Below are 1,252 nucleotides of genomic sequence, written 5' to 3'. Positions count from 1 at the left end.
CTATGCCAGCAGAGATCAATTAGATACCTTGATCTCCTATCTTCCTTTGCGCCAAATCATCACCATCACAGGCATACGCCGTTGCGGCAAAAGCACGCTGGCAAAGCAAGCCATTAATTATCTTATCGACAATGGAACACCTGCGCACAACATCCTCTATGTAAACCTTGAACAGCCCTTGTTTTTAGAAGTACGCCATGATCCCAACTACCTGCACACCATCTACGAAACCTACCTGCAACTCATCGACCCGCAAGGGCAGTTGTATATTATATTTGATGAAATACAATTTTTTGACAACTGGCAAATCTACATAAAAAGCCAATACGAACAAAGCCGTAATAAATACATTATTACAGGCTCCAACTCCTCCATGCTGTCAAATGAGCTGATCACCCTGCTCAGTGGGCGTAGCCTCAATATCCATTTGGATACCTTCTCCTTTGGCGAATATTTAGACTATAAAAACATTAGCCACAAAACCGAAATAGAACGAATCAGCAATAAAATTGCTATCCAGCGAGCCAAAGACGAATACCTGCAATGGGGCGGCTTCTACGAAGTATTTAGCATCGAAGACCCCATTATCAAAAAAGAACTGCTCACCAGCTATGCAAAAAACATCCTCTATCAAGACATCATGCCGCGTTATGGCATCCGCAATAGCGAAGTCATCGAACGACTTTTTTTCTACCTGCTCTCCAATGTAACAGGCATACTAAACTACACATCACTGGCAAACACATTCGCCATCAGCACCAAAAGCATCCGTGAATACATCCGCTACTTTGAAGATGTTTTCCTGCTCCAGCGGATCGACAAATATCACAACAAACCCAAAGAACGCATCAAATCATTCAAAAAAATCTATGCCCTGGACAATGGCTTCTTGCAAATTGCACCAAAGCATTCAGATGACCTTGGAAAGTCTCTGGAAAATTGCGTATTTACCGCGCTCTACAAACAGGACAATGGCTTAACCTACCAAAAAGACCGCCACGAAATAGACTTTTACAGCAACAAAACCTACTACCAGGTGGCATATGACATCAGCAATAAAACCACCCGAAAACGTGAAATAAATGCGTTTAAATACTTTACAAAAAGCCCCAAAGACAACTGCAAACTCATCACATTTGACCATAATGAACAGCTTGAAAATATAGAAATACTCAGCATTGATACTTTCTTATTGGGAAAAGCAACATAATCGTCACCTGCGCCTCCGCGCAAGCAGTGCCGGTTCGACTCC

1 protein-coding gene is annotated in these 1,252 nt (G+C 42.3%); it reads left to right on the top strand.

Features of this window, described 5'->3' with window-relative positions; translation table 11 throughout:
• Positions 1 to 1,210: ATP-binding protein (locus AC30RD_RS09585; protein ID WP_489494326.1), on the top strand; the 1,210-nt coding region annotated here is incomplete at its 5' end.
• Positions 1,211 to 1,252: the final 42 nt, after the last annotated feature.

It is taken from the genome of Nitrosophilus sp. (assembly GCF_982775275.1).
The sequence above is the reverse complement of the archived record's forward strand: the minus strand, read 5'-3'. Positions and strand labels throughout refer to the sequence as shown.